Consider the following 18,187-nt stretch of genomic DNA (forward strand, 5'->3'; position numbering starts at 1 on the left):
GTAGTATATTAGAATCAAAGTGAATGAGTTTGCCACAAAGGGGAGCCTGTTCGGCTGAGATTGAGCGTTTTCGTTCTTGACCCTTTGAACCTGTCAAGTTAGTACTTGCGTAGGGATTGTGGTGTTAAGGACAATTTGTTTTGAACGGCAAAGCAAAGTATCGCGCGTCCTTGCGCCATACTTTGCTTTTTTTATGAGCAAAAATCCATGTATGACGTGGCGACCTTCACTTTCATTATCTGATTGGGGAGGAATAATGAAATGGCGGCAAATCAGTCAAAGGTGTTGTTTGTAGTGGAAATCGCCATTTTCACGGCTTTAGCATTATTATTTGATGAACTGTCCAAATTTTTAACAGGACGTTTCTGGCCACAGGGCGGATCCGTATCGATTGGAATGCTTCCGGTATTAATCATGGCTTTCAGATGGGGTATCAAGGGGGGACTTCTGTCAGGCTTCCTGTTTGGAGGATTACAGCTATTATTAGGTGCCTCGATTTATCATCCTGTTCAAGGTTTTATCGACTACTTCCTTGCGTTTACGTTCGTAGGTTTTGCGGGGGTTTTTGCAAAACAGGTGAAACAAGGGATAACCAGCGGGAATTCTGTTAAGTGGATTTCGTTCGTAATCATGGGCACGATTATAGGAGGATTTCTCCGTTTCTTATGTCATTTTGTGGCAGGGATTGTCTTCTTTGCTTCCTTTGCAGGAGATCAGCCGGTTGTCATTTATTCACTGCTCTATAATGGTGCCTATATGAGTATTTCTGTTTTGTTCTGTATTATTCTATTAATTCTATTAATACCTGCGTTACCTAAAAGGTATTTTGCCATAGCAAAAGCTTAATTAAAAAGTGATTTATTTTAGATGACCGGTTCTGTTTGCGCTTATTAGCAGACGATGTAAAAATGACCATCCACGGATGGTCATTTTTTATGTTTAGTGTACCTATCAAAAGATCCCTTCCGTGTTTTCTAAAATATGGGCATATTTCATCTGACTATTAGGAGGCAAAAAAATGCGCAAAAACCTAATGGTGGAAGGAGTACAACAGCATCAATATTGGAAGCGTTTTCTAAAAATTTGACTTATAAAAATTATCAGAATTTTTTTGTTTTACCGGTTGACCTCCAAATGAAATGGCGTTATGATTATCGACAATATTAAAAAAACTACATGATGAAACCCATAGCAAGCTAAGTATAAATGCCCTTTAAAACTTCAAAAAGAAGGAATTTGAAAAAAGGGTTATTTTTGAAATTTTATACTTTAACGCGTTAACGCTTTTATGCAGTTCAATAAAATATGAAAAGAGAGGAGTGACGTATATGGGTGATCAGTGGATTTATTTAAATGGCGAATATGTGAGGAAAGAGGATGCCGTCATTTCCGTTTATGATCATGGTTTTTTGTATGGAGATGGGGTATTTGAAGGTATTCGTGTCTACAGCGGAAATGTGTTTAAGCTTGATGCACACGTTCATCGTCTTTATGAATCAGCTCATTCAATCATGCTTGATATCCCTTATGCAAAGGAGGAATTTAAGCAGATTATTGTGGACACGGTTCGCAAAAACAACTTGGAAAATGCCTATATACGAGTTGTGGTCTCACGCGGAAAAGGCAATCTGGGACTTGACCCTGATTTATGTGAGGAACCGCGTATTGTTGTGATCGCAGAAGCACTCGCTCTTTATCCGGAAGAATTATATGAACGAGGCTTAAAACTGGCATCCGTGGCGACGAGAAGAAATCGTCCTGATGTGCTTAGTCCACAGATTAAGTCTTTAAATTATTTAAATAATATTTTGGTCAAACAGGAGTCAAAGCAGGCAGGGGCTGATGAAGCACTCATGCTGAATGACCAGGGTTATGTTACTGAATGCTCCGGAGATAATATTTTCATTGTAAAAAATGGAACGATTTACACACCTCCTATTTATCTAGGTGCTCTGGAAGGCATTACGAGAAATGCCATTATAGACTTAGCGAACGAAAACGGATATGACCTTAAAGAACAGCCATTTACAAGGCATGATGTGTTTGTAGCGGATGAAGTATTTTTAACAGGAACAGCAGCAGAAGTGATTGCGGTTGTAGAAGTGGATCAGCGTCCAATTAATGGCGGTACAATCGGCGATGTAACCAGACATCTCTTGCAGGAGTTCAGAAAAGTCGTATTAACAGATGGCGTTCAATGCTATCCGGACAAGAAAAACAACGCCGAGGCAATATAAGGGGGCCCCGCAATGAGAAGTGACATGATTAAAAAAGGAATTGACCGCGCTCCGCATCGAAGCCTGCTTCATGCAACAGGGGTTAAAACGAGTGATTTAGGTAAGCCGTTCATCGGCGTCTGTAACTCTTATGTAGATATTATCCCTGGTCACAGACATTTAAATGAATTTGGGCAGGTCGTTAAAGATGCTATACGGGAAGCGGGCGGTATTCCATTCGAATTTAATACGATTGGAGTCGATGACGGAATTGCCATGGGTCATATCGGCATGCGCTACTCCCTGCCAAGCCGGGAAGTGATTGCTGATAGTGCAGAAACCGTTATTAATGCACATTGGTTTGATGGAGTCTTTTATATTCCCAACTGTGACAAAATCACACCAGGTATGCTGATGGCAGCAGCCAGAACCAACGTTCCATCTGTATTCGTTTCAGGCGGACCGATGGAGGGAGGCGTTTCCCCAGGTGGTGATCATTTATCTCTCGTTTCCATGTTTGAAGGAGTGGGCGCTTACAAGTCGGGGACAATGACGAAGAACGAATTATCCGAAATGGAACAGCTGGCTTGCCCAACATGCGGATCCTGTTCAGGCATGTTTACCGCAAATTCGATGAACTGTCTGATGGAAATGCTCGGGTTGACCGTTCCAGGAAATGGTACGATTGTAGCTACATCAAAAGAGCGCCATGATTTAATTTATCAGGCCGCACACCACTTAGTTAACCTGGTTAAGCAGGATATCCGGCCAAGAGATATTTTAACGAAAGAGACTTTTGATGATGCATTTGCTTTAGATATGGCAATGGGGGGATCAACCAATACAGTGCTTCATACGATTGCAATCGCTCATGAAGCAGGTATTGAATATGATCTGAAATCCATTAACGAAATTGCGGAGAAGGTTCCGTATTTATCTAAAATTAGTCCAGCATCGGATTATACCATGCATGATGTACACTTAGCCGGTGGTGTCAGTGCCATTATTAAGGAGCTTTGTCAGATTGATGGACTCATTCACAAAGATCGTATCACGGTGACGGGTCAATCCATCTATGAAAATGTGAAAGATGCAGAAATTAAGAATGATCAGGTCATTCGTAAAAAAGAGAATGCCTATAGCCCTGTTGGTGGTTTATCCATTTTATACGGCAATATCGCCCCAGATGGAGCGGTTATTAAAGTAGGAGCGGTTGACCCATCGATTAACAAGTTCCTGGGAGAAGCCATTGTTTTTGACTCACAGGAAGAGGCTCAGGAGGGAATTGACAACGGCACCGTTCAGGCAGGTCATGTAGTTGTGATCCGCTATGAAGGACCAAAAGGCGGTCCGGGAATGCCGGAAATGCTCGCCCCAACATCTTCCATTGCAGGGCGTGGCCTAGGGAAAGAGGTTGCGTTAATTACAGATGGCCGTTTCTCTGGAGCTACTCGAGGTATTTCCGTTGGCCATATTTCTCCGGAAGCTGCTGAAGGCGGACCGATTGCTTTAGTCGAAAATGGAGATGGCATTATGATTGATTTAGAGACCCGTTCCATCGAATTACTCGTTGACGAGGAAGTTTTAACAGAACGGAGGAAGAATTGGCAAAAGCCAGAGCCGAAAATTCAGTCCGGTTATTTAGCGAAGTACTCAAAACTTGTTACATCCGCTAATACTGGAGGAGTTATGAAAATATAAAACGGTAAGTAAAAGCGATGACGGGAACAAAGGAATGAACCACTTGTATTCCCAGAGATCCGGGGTTGCTGGAAGCCCGGAAATACAGCTCATTCCGACATCGTCCCTGAGTGTTAAGCTGAACGGATTCATCTCACTAGGCTTAGCCGGGTGTTTCTCGAAGCACTCGTTATCAAAGAGGCTGGCGTCAGCTTCATGAGACAGTGTCTGTAAGGATACTGTAAAAAAGGGTGGTACCGTGAAAAGTAAAAGACCTTTTCTCCCCTTATATTCTGCAAAAGTGTGTGTAGAGTGTAGGGAGAAAAGGTCTTTTTTGATTAGAGATTTTTGATTATTAAAAATGTTTAGGAGGGATTAAAAGGTGAGCGTTCAGGCAAAGGCAAGTATGCGAACAGAAACAAGCACAAAAACGGGTGCAGATTTGCTGGTGGAATCATTACTTCGTGAGGATGTGGAAACGATTTTTGGTTATCCGGGAGGTGCCGTTTTACCCATTTACGACGCCTTATATAAAGCAAAAGAATCGTTTCATCATGTATTATCCCGTCATGAGCAAGGAGCCGTTCATGCAGCAGAAGGCTACGCAAGAGTGTCAGGTAAGCCTGGTGTTGTTATTGCAACCTCTGGGCCTGGTGCAACCAATCTGGTGACAGGAATCACCGATGCCATGATGGATTCCTTACCTCTTGTTATTTTTACCGGCCAGGTAGCACGGCAGGTTATTGGAACAGATGCTTTTCAGGAAGCAGATGTGATGGGGATTACTACACCAATTACCAAGCATAATTACCAGGTTCAATCGATGAGTGACCTGCCACGAATTGTAAGAGAGGCTTTTCATATTGCAACCACAGGGCGAAAAGGTCCGGTTTTGGTCGATATACCAAAAGATATTTCCGCCAGTATACAGGAGGGCTCATTTGATACAACGTTTGATCTGCCTGGCTATCAGCCGACAACTAAGCCAAATCCGCTGCAGATTAAAAAGCTGGCTGATGCGATATCGAAAGCAAAAAAACCTCTATTACTTGCCGGAGCAGGCGTTTTACACGGAGAAGCATCCAGTCTGTTAAAAGCCTTTGCTGTTAAGCATTCCTTACCTGTTGCAACCACCTTACTTGGATTAGGAAGCTTTCCGGGGAACCACCCGTTATCCCTTGGTATGGCAGGAATGCATGGAACGTATGCAGCAAATATGGCTTTATATGACTGTGATTTGCTTATCAATATCGGCGCTCGCTTTGATGATCGTCTGACAGGGAATCTCAAGCATTTTGCCAAACATGCAGCGGTTGCTCATATCGATATTGACCCAGCTGAGATTGGTAAAAATGTCAACACAAAAATCCCGATTGTAGCAGATTCCAAAGAAGCCCTTCATGAAATGCTGTCAATGATTGAGGAAAGCCCTCAACACGAGGAGTGGATGAAGCAATTGCAGGATTGGAAGAAGGATTTCCCGCTAGGCTATAAGCATTCGGATGAGGGTGTTTCTCCGCAATGGCTGGTAGAGGCAATTTACAAAGAAACGGAAGGAAGGGCCATTGTTACAACAGACGTAGGTCAGCATCAAATGTGGGCTGCTCAATATTATACATTTTCTGATCCGGACAGATGGGTAACTTCAGGCGGCCTCGGAACCATGGGCTTTGGCTTTCCGGCAGCAATCGGAGCCCAGTTGGCGAAACCGGATGAAACCGTCGTAGCACTGGTGGGGGATGGTGGATTTCAGATGTCCATGCAGGAGCTTTCCCTCCTCCAGGAAAAAGGATTACCGGTCAAGGTCATCATTATGAATAATGAATCATTAGGAATGGTGCGGCAATGGCAGGAATCCTTTTATGAAGAACGATACTCTGAATCTCTGCTGCCTGTTCAGCCCGATTATGTGAAGCTTGCCGAAAGCTATCAAATTCGTGGGTTCAAGGTGGAAACCGAGGAAGAGCTTCAACGTGTCATTCCTGAAGTATTTGCTTATAACGGCCCGGTTGTACTGGATTGCAGGGTACTAAAGCTTGAAAATGTTTATCCAATGATTGCACCTGGCAAGGGCATTCACGAAATGATAGGGGTGAAACCATGAGGAGAATCATCACAGCTACCGTTCAGAATCGGAGTGGTGTACTGAATCGGGTAACAGGATTGCTTCATAAAAGGCAGTTTAACATTGAAAGTATTTCAGTGGGACGCACCGAAACAGAAGGGATTTCAAAAATGACGTTTGTCGTTGAAGTTCCTGACTATCAGAAACTGGAACAGATGATTAAGCAGCTTCATAAACAAATCGATGTTTTAAAGGTATCCGACATTACGGATAAGGCCATTGTAGCCCGGGAGCTCGCCTTAATTAAAGTCGTCAGCAATAGTCAGATAAGAAGTGAAATTCAGGGCATCATAGAACCGTTCCGGGCTTCAATCATCGATGTGAGCCGGGACAGTCTGACCGTTCAGGTAACCGGAAAAACCGAAAAGATAGAAGCTTTGATTGAATTGCTTCGTCCTTATGGAATAAAAGAATTAGCACGAACGGGATTAACAGCATTCCTTCGCGGGCATCAGCCACAGGTGACCGAGATTCCCGCTTATTCAATATTAAAATAAACTTTGGAAAGGATGTTTAACATGGCAAACGTACTTTATCACAATGATATTCAGGAAGAGGTATTAAGGAGTAAAAAGATTGCTGTTGTTGGTTATGGATCACAGGGGCATGCCCATGCACTGAATTTAAAGGAGAATGGTTTTGATGTAGTCGTTGGATTACGCAAGGGGAAATCCTGGGATAAAGCAGAAGAGGATGGAATGGAAGTGAAAACCGTCGCAAATGCAGTAGCAGAGTCAGATGTTGTTATGGTTCTTCTTCCGGATGAGTTACAGCCGGGCATTTATGAAAATCAGATTAAACCAAACTTAGCTCCCGGCAATGCGCTTGCTTTTGCACACGGCTTTAATATTCATTTCAATCAGGTTGTTCCACCAGAAGATGTCGATGTATTCCTTGTTGCACCAAAAGCTCCTGGTCATCTGGTAAGAAGAACATTTGAAGAAGGGGCTGGTGTACCATCCCTTTACGGGGTATATCAGGATGCGTCCGGTCAGGCTACAGAATTAGCATTAGCTTATGCAAAAGGAATCGGATCCGGTCGTGCCGGTATTTTAAAAACCTCCTTCCAGGAAGAAACGGAAACAGACTTATTTGGTGAGCAGGCTGTTTTGTGTGGAGGAGTGTCAAACCTGGTTAAAGCAGGCTTTGAAACCTTAACAGAGGCCGGTTATCAGCCTGAAGTCGCTTATTTTGAGTGTTTGCATGAAATGAAGCTGATTGTTGACTTGATGTATGAAGGCGGACTCGAGTATATGCGTTACTCTGTTTCCGATACAGCTCAATGGGGTGACTTTGTATCAGGCCCTAGAGTCATCAATGAAGAAACAAAAGAACGTATGAAAGAGGTTTTACAGGACGTACAATCAGGCGCATTTGCTAAAGGCTGGATTTTGGAAAATCAGGTGAATCGTCCACAGTTTAATGCGATTAATGAATTAGAGAAAAATCATCAGCTGACCCAGGTTGGAAAAGAATTACGTGAATTGATGCCATTTGTTAAGCAAAGCAAAAAGAAGAAAAAGGAGGAAGTCGTCACTTATGGCTCAAATTAAATTCTTTGATACAACGCTGAGAGATGGGGAGCAGTCTCCGGGAGTGAATTTGAACCAGCTTGAAAAGATTGAGATTGCCAAACAGCTCGAACGTCTGGGGATCGATGTTATGGAAGCAGGCTTTCCGGCATCTTCCAAAGGGGACTTTGAAGCGGTCAGACAAATTGCCCGTACCATAAAAAACACATCGGTTACAGGATTAGCGCGGACCACAAAGGAAGATATCGACATTGCCTGGGATGCTCTTAAAGATGCTGCAGAGCCAAGGATTCATATTTTTCTTGCTACTTCGCCGATTCATATGACACACAAGCTGAAGAAAACCCCGGATGACGTGATTCAGACTTCGGTGGAAATGGTCTCATATGCCAAGCAAAAATTTACCCATGTGGAATGGTCAGCGGAGGATGCCAGCCGGTCCGATTTAGACTTCCTCGTTAAAATTATTGAAAAGGTTATTGATGCCGGTGCTACGGTTATTAATCTGCCCGATACAGTTGGATATACCACACCTGAGGAATACGGCAGGATGTTCCGCTATGTGAGAGAGCACGTTCCGAATATTGATAAGGTGGCTCTTTCTGCACACTGTCATGATGACCTTGGAATGGCTGTTGCCAACTCCATTGCTGCGATTGAAAACGGCGCGACTCAGATTGAGGGCACAATCAATGGAATTGGGGAACGTGCCGGGAATGCTTCACTGGAAGAAATTGCAGTGGCACTGAAAATTCGTAATGATTATTATCAGCATTCCACCAATCTGGTTCTCAATGAAATCAAACGAACGAGTGATTTAATTAGTAAATTTACCGGAATGATGGTGCCGGGAAATAAAGCGGTTGTTGGCCGGAATGCCTTTGCCCATGAATCCGGAATTCATCAGGATGGGGTTCTGAAGGAGGCCTCCACCTACGAAATTATTACACCAGAGATGGTCGGAATTAAATCTAACAATCTGGTATTAGGAAAGCACTCAGGACGGCATGCATTCGTGGATAAGGTAGAACAGCTCGGCTTTGAATTTCCTGAAGAAAAAGTGAAAGAAGCCTTTAAAACGTTTAAAGAACTGACGGACCGGAAGAAGGAAGTTACGGATGATGATTTGTTTACCATTTTGACAGATTTACAATCCGATTCCTTAAACATTGCCAAATACAATCTGGAGTCCTTCCAGGTTCAATATGGATCTCACAATCTCCCAACAGCTACTGTAGCCCTGAAAACACCAGAAGGCTACCGAGTAGAGACGGCAAGAACCGGGCAGGGGAGTGTAGAGGCTCTCTACAACACGCTTGAATCCCTTGTTCAGGAAGAAGTGGATTTAACCGATTACCAGCTGAATTCCATTGGTAAAGGCCGGGATGCACTGGCTGAGGTTCACGTAATGGTGAAGGTCAATGACACCGAAATGGGAGGAAGAGGAGCTGCACAGGATGTTTTAGAAGCATCCGCTAATGCGTTCCTGAACGCACTGAACCGTGTACTGATCAATCAGCGTCAGGCTGAACAGAAAAAGATTCATAGTTAAGGAGAGTTGAGGTTAGTCAAGAAAAAAGGGGAGGATCAGGTTCATGAAAAAACAGATTGCTTTGCTTCTTGGTGATGGTATAGGTCAGGAGGTCATCCAATCGGCAGTGGAAGTACTGGATGCGGTTGCTGATGAATATGGCCATAAATTTGAGTTTGAATCCTTTGATATTGGCGGTGCGGCGATTGACCGCCATGAAACGCCTTTACCGGATAAAACAATCAGGGGATGTGAACAGGCGGATGCGGTATTGTTGGGTGCGGTCGGAGGACCCAGGTGGGAGAACCACCCTTCCCACCTGCGACCGGAAAAAGGTCTATTAGGGATTCGCAAGGCTTTGGGTCTTTTTGCAAATCTCCGACCAGTGAAAGGTTTTCCACAGCTGCTTCATGCTTCACCGTTAAAAGAGGAAGTTGTCAGCGGCAGTGACCTGCTAATTATACGGGAATTGACAGGCGGGCTTTATTTTGGCGAGCCAAGTGAAATACGCGAAGATGGGCAATCAGTTGTTGATACCCTTGCATACCAGCGCCATGAGATTGAGAGAATTGTAGATCAGGCCTTTCAAAGCGCAAGGCTGAGACGTAAACATTTAACTTCTGTGGATAAGGCGAATGTGCTTGAATCCAGTAAACTCTGGAGAGAGGTTGTGGAAGAAAAAAGGAAGGACTACCCGGATGTAGCCGTTGAGCATTTGCTGGTGGATGCAGCAGCCATGAAACTCATCACAGATCCAACTCAGTTCGATGTCATCGTAACGGAAAATATGTTTGGCGATATTTTAAGTGACGAGGCGTCTGTACTGACAGGTTCGCTTGGAATGCTTCCTTCTGCCAGTCTCCGTACAGATGGCGTCGGGCTTTATGAACCTGTGCACGGATCAGCTCCAGATATAGCCGGGCAGGGACTGGCGAATCCACTGGCTATGATTCTGTCGACAGCTTTGATGCTCCGGCATTCCTTTCAACTGGAGGAAGAGGCCAAGGCTGTTGAAGAAGCTGTCCAGGAAACCCTGCGGCTCGGCTATCATACAGCAGATTTAAATGTAGTAGAGGGAGAACAAGTCGGAACAGACGTCATGACCCGTCTGGTTGTCGAAGGAATATCTTCCAGAAGCACATCCGAAAGCATTATGAGCTGCTATATTTAGGAATTGCGCTTTATCGCTTTAAAGCATGTGGGGACAGTCCCCAGGAAAGGAGTTGAACACATGGATCATCCGAAAACGATTATTGATAAGATCTGGGAGCGGCACATTGTTCATCAGGAACAGGAAAAACCTGATTTGCTTTATATTGATTTGCATTTAGTTCATGAGGTCACTTCTCCACAGGCGTTTGAAGGCTTAAGAATGAAGGGAAGAAAAGTGCGCAGGCCGGACCTGACGTATGCAACCATGGACCATAATGTTCCAACCATCCACCGGAATGTGATTAAGGATGAGATTTCCAAAACACAGATGGAAACTTTAAAGCAAAATTGTGAGCAATTTAATATTCCGCTTGCAGATATTGACCATCCTGATCAGGGAATTGTGCACGTCATTGGCCCGCAATTAGGCCTAACACAACCGGGGAAGACCATTGTTTGCGGGGATAGTCACACATCCACTCATGGAGCATTCGGCGCCCTTGCCTTTGGGATTGGAACAAGTGAGGTGGAGCACGTATTAGCCACCCAGACCATCTGGCAGCAAAAGCCTAAGACTTTAAATGTAAAGGTTAACGGCAATCTTGGAAAAGGTGTGACAGCGAAGGATTTAATCCTGGCCATCATTGCTAAACATGGGGTCCGCTTTGGCACCGGCTATATCATTGAGTATACAGGGGAAGTGATTCGGAATCTTTCCATGGAAGGGCGTATGACGATCTGCAATATGTCCATTGAGGCAGGTGCCAGAGCAGGTTTGATCAGTCCGGATGATACCACCATTGAATATTTAAGAGGAAAACGCCATGCTCCGGAAGGGGAGGCCTTTGACAGGGCTGCAGAGGATTGGCGTTCCCTTGCAACAGATGAAGGTGCAGCCTATGATGCAACCGTTGAAATCAATGCTGAGGAAATTGAACCACAGGTGAGCTGGGGAACAAATCCGAGCATGTGTATCCCGGTTAGTGAATCGGTACCGGACCCTGAGAATGCAGCAACAGTAAATGAGAAGCAGGCAATTGAACGAGCGCTTGACTATATGGGACTTGAGCCAAATCAGCCCATTTCCTCCGTAGAAATTGAGCATGTATTCATTGGTTCCTGTACCAATTCAAGACTAAGTGACTTGCAACGAGCAGCGGAAATTGTCCGTGGCAAAAAAGTAAAAGATTCTGTTCGGGCCATGGTTGTCCCTGGATCTCATAACGTCAAGGAAGCAGCAGAAAAAGAGGGACTGGATGTCATCTTTAAACAGGCAGGCTTTGAATGGCGTGCAGCCGGCTGCAGTATGTGCCTGGCGATGAATGACGATGTAGTACCACCTGGAGAACGCTGCGCCTCAACCTCCAATCGAAACTTTGAAGGACGTCAGGGAAATGGTGCAAGAACCCATTTAGTCAGTCCGGAAATGGCAGCTGCTGCAGCGATTGAAGGACGATTTACAGATGTTCGTCAAATGGGGTCAGCTGTATTAAGCTAAAAATCGGAATAAAGGAGGGTCAGCCATGGAGCCGCTGCGGATTCATGAAGGACTTGTATATCCTCTTAATCGGACGAATGTAGATACGGATCAAATCATCCCTAAACAATTTTTAAAGCGGATTGAACGACAGGGATTCGGCCAATTTTTATTTTACAACTGGCGCTTCCATGATGACGGAGAGCCCCGTGAGGATTTTTCATTAAATGATGATAAGTATAAAGGGGCTTCCATCCTGGTGGCGGGAGAAAATTTCGGCTGTGGCTCATCACGTGAGCACGCCCCATGGGCACTGGAGGATTACGGGTTTAAGGTCATCATTGCACCGAGCTTTGCGGATATTTTTTATAATAATTGTTTTAAGAATGGTCTCTTGCCCGTAACCTTAAATGAGGAAACCATCCAGCAGCTTATAAAGAAAGCCGAGACTGAACGTTATGAGGTAACCGTAAACCTTGAAGCCCAAACCGTTCAGGATTCAGAGGGGATGCAGGAAAGCTTTGATATTTCATCCTATCAGAAAGAAATGCTGTTAAATGGATGGGATGAAATTGCGGTTACACTAAATGAAGCGGATAAAATTGATCAATATGAACAAAATATAGTCAAATATTAGAGGAGTGTGAAGACATTGGGAATTGCTTAACAGGTCAAAAAATCACGGATGCGATGCAGCAGATGATGGATGTTGTGCATCGCACCCCCCTGAATCAGTCAACATCCATTAACGAATTAACAGGAAAACAGGTTTATTTTAAGATGGAAAATCAGCAGAAAACCGGCGCCTTTAAAATTAGAGGTGCGACCAACAAAATTTCGCAGCTTTCGGACAGTGAAAAACGAAGGGGGGTTATTGCCGCATCTGCAGGAAACCATGCCCAGGGTGTTGCTCTGGCAGCAACCAAGCACGGCATTCAGTCAAAAATTTTCATGCCGGAGAAAACACCGACGGCAAAGGCACAGGCGACCAAAGGATACGGAGCACAAATTGTGTTAACTGGAGAATCCTTTCAGGAAGCCTATGAAGCGGCTATGGAAGAAATGGAACGGGAAAATTCCGTTTTTGTGCATCCCTTTGATGACCCTGATGTGATGGCGGGCCAGGGAACGATTGGGCTGGAAATGCTTCAGCAGGAGCCTGGACTGGATACCATTATTGTTCCCGTCGGTGGTGGCGGTCTGATTAGTGGTATTGCCGTTGCTGCCAAGGACTTGAATCCAAATATTAAAATTATCGGTGTTCAGGCCAAGGGTGCATGCCCCACCTATAATCGTTTCTATCAGACGGGATCATCAGGGGTAAAGAAGGTTTCCACCATTGCAGACGGCATTGCCGTGAAAAAACCAGGCATCCAAACCTTCCCACTCATTCAGCAATTTGTGGACGATATCGTAACGGTTTCGGATGAGGACATTGCAGTTGCGATGGTTTATATGCTGGAGAGAGGCAAGAACTTAATTGAAGGAGCAGGTGCCAGTGCTTTTGCAGCTCTCCTGGCACATGGCCATCAGATTCGCTCAAACCATTGTGGCGTTATTGTCAGTGGCGGCAATATGGATATTTCCAAAATGCCGCATATTCAGCATCTGGCACAGCAGAATCAATTGTCATGTCTGGCTTAATAGGTCCGGCTGGTCCCTGGGGGATTGGCCGGATTTTTTTATGAGAACAAAACTGTTATTGTAGATGAATATCAGGAAAGTTCGATGAGAAGTATAGAAAAGTTGGCTCAATTTAGGTGTTTCCAGCTTAAATCATAATAATAAAGATTAATCCTGTATGTATCCAGATTATTTAATCGTCCGCGCGATCCATCGAAGGCAGATTCATTTATACGAATGATCGTGAGTTCACGCAATACTAGCCGTTATGGTATGATAATAAAAGTGTTTTTAATTAAGAGACGGAAATGGGGATTAAGTCCAATGTGATACTAAACTTCCTTTCACAGAATCCAGTTCCTGAAATTTTTTAAATTACGTCTGTAGAAGGAGTTCCGATAATGGCTGATATGAAAACAGAAGTGAATAGAAGAAAAACGTTTGCGATTATTTCCCACCCTGATGCCGGGAAAACAACGCTTACGGAAAAAATGCTTTTGCTGGGTGGGGCGATTCGTACAGCAGGCTCTGTAAAAGCAAAGAAATCGGCAAAGTTTGCTACATCTGACTGGATGGAGCTTGAGAAACAACGGGGAATTTCCGTTACATCAAGTGTGATGCAGTTTGAATACCAGGGATACAAAATTAATATTCTCGATACCCCCGGGCACGAGGATTTTAGTGAGGATACCTATCGTACACTAATGGCCGTAGACAGTGTGGTTATGATACTGGATGTTGCCAAGGGTGTGGAAGCACAGACGAAGAAGCTGTTTAAGGTGTGTCGGGATCGAGGCATTCCAATTTTCACCTTTATAAACAAAATGGACCGTTTCGGGAAAGAACCTCTTGAGCTGTTTGAGGAAATTGAAGAGGTATTAGGGATTGAATCTACCCCTATTAATTATCCTATTGGAATGGGGCCTACCTTTACAGGGGTTTATGATCGGTTTGAAGAGCAAATTGAATATTACGATGATGGTGAAAAAGTAGGGACACAGGAAATTCAGGACTATGATGACCTGCAGGAACATCTGGAAAAGGTTACAGACCAGGCGACGATTGATCAACTGATGGAAGACTTAATGCTCATGGATGAGGCCGGGAATGAATTCGATTATGAAGCTGTGAAAGAAGGTAAGCAGACACCGGTCTTCTTTGGCAGTGCCGTTTCAAGCTTTGGGGTTCCAACATTTTTAGAGCACTTTTTAGAAATGGCCCCCTTGCCGGCTACACGGGATTCATCAAAAGGAACCGTAAAACCGACAGATGAGGAGTTTTCCGGCTTTGTCTTTAAAATTCAGGCAAACATGGATCCTGCTCACCGTGACCGAATTGCCTTTCTGCGTATTTGCTCAGGTAAATATGAAAAAGGGATGACGACCTGGCTGGATCGAACAGGGAAGCAGATGAAGCTCGCTCTTCCTCAGCAGTTCTTTGCTGACAGCCGTGAAAATGTAGAGGAAGCTTATGCCGGGGACATTATTGGTTTATATGATCCAGGTGTCTATCAGATTGGGGACACAGTCTGTGGATCTAAGAATATTTTCAGTTTTGGTGATTTGCCTCAGTTTCCACCGGAGCATTTTGCCAAAGTACGACCTAAAAATGCAATGAAGCATAAACAGTACATCAAAGGGATTCAGCAAATTGCCCAGGAAGGTGCGATTCAGGTTTACCGGACGCCGCATATGGAGGAAACGATTCTGGGAGCAGTGGGTCAGCTGCAATTTGATGTATTTATTTATCGAATGAAGGCAGAATATGGTGTGGACCTAGTGATGGATACGCTAAGCTTCCAGATTGCCCGCTGGGTAGCTGAAGGTGAGGTACCTGAAAAACTAAGACGGACCAGTACGAACATGATGGTTTATGATTATGTGGATCGACCTGTTATGCTGTTCAAGAATGACTTTAACCTGGAGTATTTCCAGAGTCAGAATGAAAGCATTATCCTGTCAGAGCGTCCGCCAAAAACCGAATAATGAAACGGTAAGGAACCTTCAACAAACTAGCTTCCTGTCAGTTTCAATTTTTATCTTTGGTCATAGAATGATGGTAGAAAGACGCTTAAATAACTTACTCTTGTAGGGGAGTGATGGCGATGAAGGATGCACTTCGGTTAACCCTTACAGTTGTGGAAGTTATGATTAATGGGAAAAAGTTCGTCTATGAATTGAATCAGCAGACCTGTTTAGAAAATGTATAGCACTGTCCTGAGGGGCAGTGCTGTCTTTTTATATCTTATATAATGGGGATTGATGGATATTAGCCGTTGCATTCCCTGATGAAGAAGGAAACGATAGATGAGTCTGATTCACAAATCCTGATGAAAGAAAAAGATTGACGAAATTTATAATTAGCCATAAGATAAATACTAGATGAAAAGTGAATAAACCATAATAATAAGGTGCGGGCATTTCAAATGTCTGCTTAAAAGGGAAGTCCGGTGAAAATCCGGCACGGTCCCGCCACTGTAATTGGGAGCGACCTAAGGAAATCACTGTCGAACGATGGGAAGATTTAGGGAGCGATGATCATAAGTCAGGAGACCTGCCTTATTATACGAAGCTGATTTTCCTTCGGGTTTAAAGGAAAAGGCAAACATATCCAGCGTTGATTTTCAGCGAATGTTGTATGGAAGCCTCGATTTCTTTTTTTAAAAGGGAAATCGGGGCTTTTTATATAGGTGCCTGTCACCACCCGAAATTTGTCGATATGTTGGTTTTTCCTTTAGCTATATATACAACTTTATACATACAAAAAAAGGAGAGGAATTTAAAATGAAACAGGCTTTGAAAGTATTAGGACTCGTTTTATTTATGACCATGGTGTCCATTGGTTTAATCGGATGTGCATCAGATGATGAATCCAAACAGGATGAAAACCCTGCTCAAGAACAGAGTCAGGAGCAAGGGAGCGGACAGGACTCAAGCGAGGTTGCCTTTCCGGTCACGATCACAGATGACTCTGGTGAAGAGGTTGTCATAGAGGAAGAGCCGGAGCGTATTGTATCTGTGATTCCAAGTGCAACCGAAATTATCTTTGGACTGGGGCTTGGTGATAAAGTCGTGGGAGTAACAGATAATGACAACTATCCCGAAGAAGTAAAGGAAATTGAATCGGTTGGTGGACTGGAATTAAATATTGAGAAAATCATTTCTTTGGAGCCGGACCTGGTGGTTGCCGATGTCAATAATGGCGACTCCATCAGTAAGCTGAGAGAACAGGGAATTAAGGTGCTGGTCCTTGGAGCACAAACCCTGGAGCAGACGTATGAAGATATTTTAACGGCCGGAAAAGCAACGGGTACAACAGATAAAGCAGAAGAAGTAGTTGCCTCCATGAAAGAGGATGTAGAATCAGTGAAAAAGGTCGTTCAGGACATTCCCGAGGATGAGCGAAAAACTGTATGGATTGAAATAGGGGAAGAGCTCTTTACAGCTGGAAGCGGAACATTTTTAAATGAACTGGTTCAAACCGCTGGAGGAGTAAATGTCATGTCTGATCAGGAAGGCTGGCCTCAGGTTAGTGAAGAAGAGGTTATTCAAAGCAACCCTGATGTCATTTTCCTGACCTATGCCAGTTATGTGGAAAACGCGGTTCAAAAAGTAAAGAATCGTGACTCATGGAAGGATGTCACGGCTATACAGGAAGGTCAGGTGTATCCTTTAAATTCTGATATTACGGAGCGTCCGGGACCTCGCATCACTCAAGGGTTAACAAAGATAGCGGAGTACTTGTATCCGGAAAAATTTAATCAGGAATAGAGAAAGTAGTGGAACCGTATGAAAGGGCGTCAGCAGTACACGAAAAAGCTTATCATCTGGATACCGGTATTATTGGCTATTTTGCTGTTTACCATGATTTTTAGTGTATCAATCGGAAGTGCAGATATTAACATGATGACGGTCTGGCTTGTGATTTGCTCGAAAATTCCTCTGATAGGAGAGGGAATTGAACAAACGTGGAAGGATACGACAGAAACAATTATCTGGAATATCCGTATGCCACGGATCGTTCTAGGCATCCTCGTTGGAGCTGCCCTTGCATTAGCAGGGGCTATTTACCAAGGGGTGCTGAGAAACCCACTGGCAGATCCGTTTATATTAGGTGTGTCTTCCGGATCAGCCCTTGGTGCAGCCCTTGTATTATTGTTTGGCTTTGAAAGCATTCTGTTCGGACAATTGACCCTGCCAGTGGTTGCTTTCAGTTCAGGTTTGCTCACACTGTTCATCGTTTACACCTTAGCCAGGATTAACCGCCGCTTACAGATGGAAACATTAATTTTAGCAGGGGTTGTCGTTCAGGCCTTTATTGCTTCCATGCTGTCCCTGATTCTCGCTCTCTCGGATGAAAAAATGCAGACGATTATGTACTGGATGATGGGGAGTCTTGCCCTTACAGATTGGAGCTACAATCGCGTGGTTTTGCCGTTTGTTCTGCTAAGTATTCTGTTCGTTGCATTTTTAACGAGAGAATTAAACATACTGGCTCTTGGTGAAGAGGCTGCTTATTATTCAGGGGTATCGGTCCAAAAGGTAAGAGTCGTGTTATTAATAGTGGCATCGCTCTTAACCGGTGTGGCTGTTTCTGTTTCAGGAACGATTGGTTTTGTCGGTTTAATTGTTCCCCATATGATCCGACTGATTTTCGGAGCGGACTATCGATTGATTTTGCCATTGTCTGTGATTGGCGGGGCGATTTTCCTTGTGGGTGCTGACACGATTGCCCGAACCATATTAGAGCCCCGGGAATTACCAATTGGCATTATTACGGCATTTCTGGGTGCACCGTTTTTTGGCTACTTACTGCGGAAAAAGAAATCCGATTATTTTTAGGAGGGTCCCT

At 44.1% G+C, this 18,187-nt stretch carries 14 protein-coding genes and 2 riboswitches; all 14 genes read left to right on the top strand.

Features of this window, described 5'->3' with window-relative positions:
* Positions 1-28: 28 nt before the first annotated feature.
* Positions 29-133: riboswitch (TPP riboswitch) on the top strand.
* 128 nt (positions 134-261) lie between these two features.
* The 14 genes from thiT to ACZ5OK_RS01115 all read left to right on the top strand — a co-directional run bounded on the left by thiT (position 262) and on the right by ACZ5OK_RS01115 (position 18,177).
* On the top strand, positions 262-846 hold the full coding sequence (thiT, locus tag ACZ5OK_RS01050; RefSeq protein ID WP_343843026.1) for an energy-coupled thiamine transporter ThiT: 585 nt from the start codon (positions 262-264) through the stop codon (positions 844-846).
* A gap of 482 nt (positions 847-1,328) precedes the next feature.
* A complete protein-coding gene (ilvE, locus tag ACZ5OK_RS01055) occupies positions 1,329-2,237 on the top strand; it encodes a branched-chain-amino-acid transaminase (RefSeq protein WP_343843028.1) in 909 nt (302 codons plus the stop codon).
* A 12-nt stretch (positions 2,238-2,249) separates the two neighbouring features.
* Positions 2,250-3,917, top strand: a complete 1,668-nt coding sequence (ilvD, locus tag ACZ5OK_RS01060; RefSeq protein ID WP_343843031.1) for a dihydroxy-acid dehydratase — start codon at positions 2,250-2,252, stop codon at positions 3,915-3,917.
* Between the two features lie 385 nt (positions 3,918-4,302).
* Positions 4,303-6,000, top strand: coding sequence for an acetolactate synthase large subunit (ilvB, locus tag ACZ5OK_RS01065; RefSeq protein WP_425542239.1), 1,698 nt, complete (start codon positions 4,303-4,305; stop codon positions 5,998-6,000).
* A complete protein-coding gene (gene ilvN, locus ACZ5OK_RS01070; protein ID WP_044164326.1) occupies positions 5,997-6,518 on the top strand; it encodes an acetolactate synthase small subunit in 522 nt (173 codons plus the stop codon). The genes ilvB and ilvN overlap by 4 nt, the downstream gene beginning before the upstream one ends.
* Before the next feature lie 21 nt (positions 6,519-6,539).
* Complete coding sequence (gene ilvC / locus ACZ5OK_RS01075; protein WP_343843039.1) at positions 6,540-7,574, top strand: ketol-acid reductoisomerase; 1,035 nt, start codon at positions 6,540-6,542, stop codon at positions 7,572-7,574.
* Entirely contained in the window at positions 7,561-9,105 is a 1,545-nt protein-coding gene (locus tag ACZ5OK_RS01080) for a 2-isopropylmalate synthase (RefSeq protein ID WP_343843041.1), read from the top strand. The genes ilvC and ACZ5OK_RS01080 overlap by 14 nt, the downstream gene beginning before the upstream one ends.
* A 43-nt stretch (positions 9,106-9,148) precedes the next feature.
* Positions 9,149-10,255 carry a 3-isopropylmalate dehydrogenase gene (leuB, locus tag ACZ5OK_RS01085; RefSeq protein ID WP_343843044.1) on the top strand — a complete coding sequence of 369 codons (1,107 nt, stop codon included), beginning with the start codon at positions 9,149-9,151 and terminating at the stop codon, positions 10,253-10,255.
* Between the two features lie 60 nt (positions 10,256-10,315).
* The gene (gene leuC, locus ACZ5OK_RS01090; RefSeq protein ID WP_343843047.1) at positions 10,316-11,734 is read left to right on the top strand and encodes a 3-isopropylmalate dehydratase large subunit; all 1,419 of its coding nucleotides are present in this window, start codon (positions 10,316-10,318) and stop codon (positions 11,732-11,734) included.
* A gap of 25 nt (positions 11,735-11,759) precedes the next feature.
* A complete protein-coding gene (leuD, locus tag ACZ5OK_RS01095; RefSeq protein ID WP_343843049.1) occupies positions 11,760-12,350 on the top strand; it encodes a 3-isopropylmalate dehydratase small subunit in 591 nt (196 codons plus the stop codon).
* A gap of 53 nt (positions 12,351-12,403) precedes the next feature.
* Positions 12,404-13,357 (top strand): threonine ammonia-lyase, encoded by a 954-nt coding sequence (gene ilvA / locus ACZ5OK_RS01100; RefSeq protein ID WP_343843051.1) that lies wholly within the window; start codon positions 12,404-12,406, stop codon positions 13,355-13,357.
* A gap of 380 nt (positions 13,358-13,737) precedes the next feature.
* Positions 13,738-15,321 (top strand): peptide chain release factor 3, encoded by a 1,584-nt coding sequence (locus ACZ5OK_RS01105; protein ID WP_343843053.1) that lies wholly within the window; start codon positions 13,738-13,740, stop codon positions 15,319-15,321.
* Between the two features lie 406 nt (positions 15,322-15,727).
* Positions 15,728-15,911, top strand: a riboswitch (cobalamin riboswitch).
* 208 nt (positions 15,912-16,119) lie between these two features.
* Positions 16,120-17,106, top strand: a complete 987-nt coding sequence (locus ACZ5OK_RS01110) for an ABC transporter substrate-binding protein (RefSeq protein ID WP_343843055.1) — start codon at positions 16,120-16,122, stop codon at positions 17,104-17,106.
* 18 nt (positions 17,107-17,124) lie between these two features.
* The gene (locus tag ACZ5OK_RS01115; protein WP_343843058.1) at positions 17,125-18,177 is read left to right on the top strand and encodes a FecCD family ABC transporter permease; all 1,053 of its coding nucleotides are present in this window, start codon (positions 17,125-17,127) and stop codon (positions 18,175-18,177) included.
* The last annotated feature ends 10 nt before the right edge of the window (positions 18,178-18,187 follow it).

It is taken from the genome of Salinibacillus aidingensis (genome assembly GCF_055393355.1).